The organism is Phyllobacterium sp. P5_D12, from assembly GCF_054049495.1.
The window spans coordinates 1-3900 of the sequence record NZ_JBFUMG010000426.1 but is presented as its reverse complement, the minus strand read 5'-3'; the positions used below and the strand labels follow the sequence as shown (position 1 = coordinate 3900).

At 54.2% G+C, this 3900-nt stretch carries 4 protein-coding genes; 1 reads left to right on the top strand and 3 read right to left on the bottom strand.

From position 1 onward, the window contains the following. On the bottom strand, nucleotides 1–1566 hold a 1566-nt coding region (locus ACXJ5O_RS20985; protein WP_457301582.1), incomplete at its 3' end, for an ABC transporter permease. Nucleotides 1567–1575: 9 nt separating this feature from the next. Beyond that, entirely contained in the window at nucleotides 1576–2709 is a 1134-nt protein-coding gene (locus ACXJ5O_RS20980; protein ID WP_457301581.1) for an ABC transporter substrate-binding protein, read from the bottom strand. A 190-nt stretch (nucleotides 2710–2899) separates the two neighbouring features. On the opposite strand from ACXJ5O_RS20980, the gene ACXJ5O_RS20975 reads away from it, so the two are divergent. Next, nucleotides 2900–3625, top strand: coding sequence for a GntR family transcriptional regulator (locus ACXJ5O_RS20975; protein ID WP_457301580.1), 726 nt, complete (start codon nucleotides 2900–2902; stop codon nucleotides 3623–3625). Between the two features lie 61 nt (nucleotides 3626–3686). Here ACXJ5O_RS20975 and ACXJ5O_RS20970 read toward each other — a convergent pair. Further along, a partial coding sequence (locus tag ACXJ5O_RS20970; protein ID WP_457301579.1) for a ketopantoate reductase C-terminal domain-containing protein occupies nucleotides 3687–3900 on the bottom strand: 214 nt, incomplete at its 5' end.

Genomic DNA, 3900 nt, shown 5'->3' with positions numbered 1-3900 from the left:
AATGATTGCCGCGCTGATTTCACGGATTGAAAAAATGAACACGAGAATCCATGCAGAGAGGACACTCGGCCGGATAAGCCTAAAGGTTATTTGAGATGCCGTGCGAAAATGGGACGCTCCGCAAAGCGCCGATGCCTCTTCCAGAGACCTGTCGATTTGAATGATCGACGTATCGATCATGCGGTAGGCATAAGGGATATAGGTTGCAACAAAGGCGATAACCAATATCCAGACGGTTCCGTAGACGGGAGTCATCAGATAGGTCCAAAAAATGCCGGTACCAAAGACGATGCCTGGCACGGCAATCGGGAACATAGCGATATAGTCGAGAATTCCTGCGCCACGGATACGAAGCCGTCGTATCGAATAGGCGAGGACAATTCCGAGAAGGACGCAAAAAGTGGGGGAGATCACTCCTACCAGCAACGTGTTGCTAATTGATTGTCGAACCGCAACCGAGGCAATGACAGAACGGAAATTATCGAGTGTATAGCTCGCAGTGAGGATGTTCGACGAAGTGAAGCGCGTAAAAGCCACATAAAACAGGGCGAAGTAAGGAAGTATGATCGCCAGTGTCACATAGGCAAGGATGAAGCCAATTGCCGGAATCCGCCAGCCTCGAAGCTTGAGAAATCGTGTGCGAAAGCCACGCGCCGTCACCGTTACGAAGCGTGTCGCTACCTGGGATGCAAACCGGTAGAAGGCGACGCCGATCAGTGAAATCCAAAACAATAATGTTCCGATGGCAGCAGCCCGAGCGTAGTCCACCGGATAAGTCGCGGTCGCGCGATAGATGTCGATAGCAAGAAACGGCATGGCTTGCGTTCCGCCCAAAGCCGCGGGGATGGAGAACGTCCCGCATGTCAGAACGAAGACGAAGAAGAACGCCGAAATAATCGACGGCCGTACGACCGGGAGTGTCACCTTCAGCGCCGTCGAGAAAACACCGGCTCCGTTGAGGTACGATGCTTCTTCCATCGAAGGGTCCATACCTTTCAGCGCGGCTGAAACTGTCATGTAGGCGTAGGGAATATTGTAGAGTGCCATAACGAGAATGACCCCTGTCGCGGTCATCACGTTGATCGCATAGCCGGTCACACCAAAAACCTCGCGGGCAAGGACATTGATCAGTCCAGCATTGGGCGAACCAAGAATAAGCCACGCCAAAGCGCCAACGAATGGCGAAAGATAAAGCGGAGCGATAACGGCATTTTCCATCCACGCCTTTGCGGGAATATCGGTGCGCGAGATTAGCCATGCCAAGGCGATGCCGACAAAACATGCGAGGAAGGAGACAGCGAGCGACGCTCCGATCGTGACGATTAACGTCTTGAGGTAAGGCATTGTCGCGTAGACAGCGATCACGCTGCGCAAGGAGAAATGGGCGCGTGGATCGACAAATGTACCCGTCCGCACCGCGCCGAGAAACATCAACACGATCGGCAGCAGGACCAGAACAGCGAGAATCAATCCGAGAATGACCGGAAGCGCCAATCTCTGGCGTTTCCTTCGAACCAGGCCAACAGGAACGTTATCCGTTACGGGTATGGTCGCTGAAATTGTCATCGGACTGTCTCAGCGGCCGAAAATCTGGTTCCACTCGGCTATGATCGGCTTGGCCGGATCGACGTATCCTGGATCGCTCAAGTAGTCGATGTACAGACTTTCCGGATCCTTGTACCAGTCTTCCTTGTACCAATCGGCCTTGGCAGCCTTGCGAGGATCGACCGTATCTTCACGCGCGGAGGCAACTCCCGCGACGCTGAACCATGCAGCTTGCCCTTCCTCACTCATTGCCCAATCCTGGAACAACCGGGCGGCATTTGGATGGGGCGCGCCGGCCGAGATCGTCTGCACGGTGAGGTTGGCAGGCGTCGGAGTAGGGAAAACCCAACGTATCGGTGCACCTTTAAGATAAAAACCGCCCATGTCGCTCTGGGATGCCTGATCGACGATGGCGTGTTCTCCGGCGGCAAGCCGGTCGTACATGGGCGACTTGCTGTCATAGACCTGAGGCTTGAGTGCCGCCATCTTGGCAAGAAAATCTGGTCCGAACTGATCGCGTTTGCCGCCGAGGAACATGTACACGTAGGAGTAGCTGCTCCCGCCGGAAGCGGGTGTACCCGTCGCGATGCGTCCTTTCCAGCGCGGGTCCGTCAGTACATTCCAACCACCTTCCCGGATGAGCTTTTCTTCCTCCGGCGAGACGAGCTTGGAGTTCCAGGCGATGCCCATGGCGTTCACGAACGCCGTGTACCAAACACCTTCCTTCTTCATCTCTGGCCGAATACCGGCAGCGGAGGCAGGCGTATAGTCGGCGATCAATCTTTCATCGTGGGCAGATTCAATGAGTACAGTATCGGTGATCTGAATAACATCAGCCACGTGCTGGCCGACACGTTCCTCGGTCAACCAACGCTCGAAAAGCGGATAGCTCGGACCGCGAACGTTCTGTGTCGTGATTCCATACTTCTTGGTAAATGCTCCGGTCCAGACGGCCGTGGGGTCAATTGCGGTGGTATGATAGAACGTGAGAGTACCCTCGGCTTTAGCCGCCGAAATCAAGTCGTCGCTCGGCTGTGGGGCGGATGTTTGAGCCACAGCGCCCTTGGGGAAAAGGGACAAGCTCGCAGCCCCAACCCCTGTGACTGCGGCCATGCGCAAAAGGTTCCGACGCGTGAATCTCGGCAAGCCACTGGTATTTTTCATATCGATCTCCTCCCAGAGTAACGATTTTCAAGACGCGGGCGCACCCTTCTCGTATGGCGGCTTCCCGATCTTCGTACATTTGCGCAAATATATTTGACTGTCAATCTACATTTGCGCAAATATATTTGCGTTTGAAAACGGCTTCGCGTAACGATGGGCTGATTGGCAAAACAGGGAACCGAGGTGGGTCTTGTCGAAGAGCATATCCGAAAGCGCACCATTGAATGAGCCGACTTATCTCCGGGTCAAGCGAGCTATTATCGGCGATCTGGTGTCGGGAAATTTCGCGCCCGGCACGCATCTGACGATCGAAACGCTCACGTCGCGCTATGCAGTGAGCCATATGCCGATCCGCGAGGCGCTTCGCCAACTTGAAGGAGAGGGCATCCTGATTTCCATCGCGCACCGTGGTTTCCGGATCGAGGCGCTGACGGAGACCTATATCCGAAATATTTACGATATTCGTGTCGGAATTGAATCGATGTTGGCGCACCGCGCTGTCGAAATGGCAACGGACAGCGATATTGAGGCCCTGCGTCATATGCACGAAGACCTCAATGTCTTGATACGGTCAGGAAAGCCCATGGTGGCGTCGCAAGAGAATATCGCTTTCCACAAACGTATATATGGAATCGCGAATAACCCGGAAGCTGAACAAATACTTGAAGGCCGAACGAGGGTAGTGCGGACGGTTGCCGACAGTCTGGGTGGGTATACTCCTGATATGTTTGAAGTGGTGATTGCCGAACATGAGAAGATGATTCTAGCCTTCGAGAGTCGGGACCCGAAAGCAGCGGGGCAGGCGGTATTCGATCATGTGAGTGCCGCCCGTGACAGGCTTCTGAGGCGGATGGCCGCGAAAGAAGTCTTCAACCAAGAGAGTCCCGCGCCGACCTCGATCGAAGCTGAGCAATAGCCAATATCTTCCGATCATATGGAAAACTGTTATCGGTGTAACACTTTATGATCGGGCACGGTTACTCTATCGATACTGGGGCAACCGGCACATCTGTGGCTGTTTTTGGCGTCAGTTGACCATTGGCCAACTTTTCGGAGAGGCTGCAAAGCGCCGAGTTGTAGGGAGTCTCCAAATTGTGAAGGCGACCGAGAAGCACAATTTCGCCGTTGAGATAGCTGGTTTCGAGAGAGCCGGTTCCCCTTACAACGCTTTGTAGCGTAGAGGATCCTATC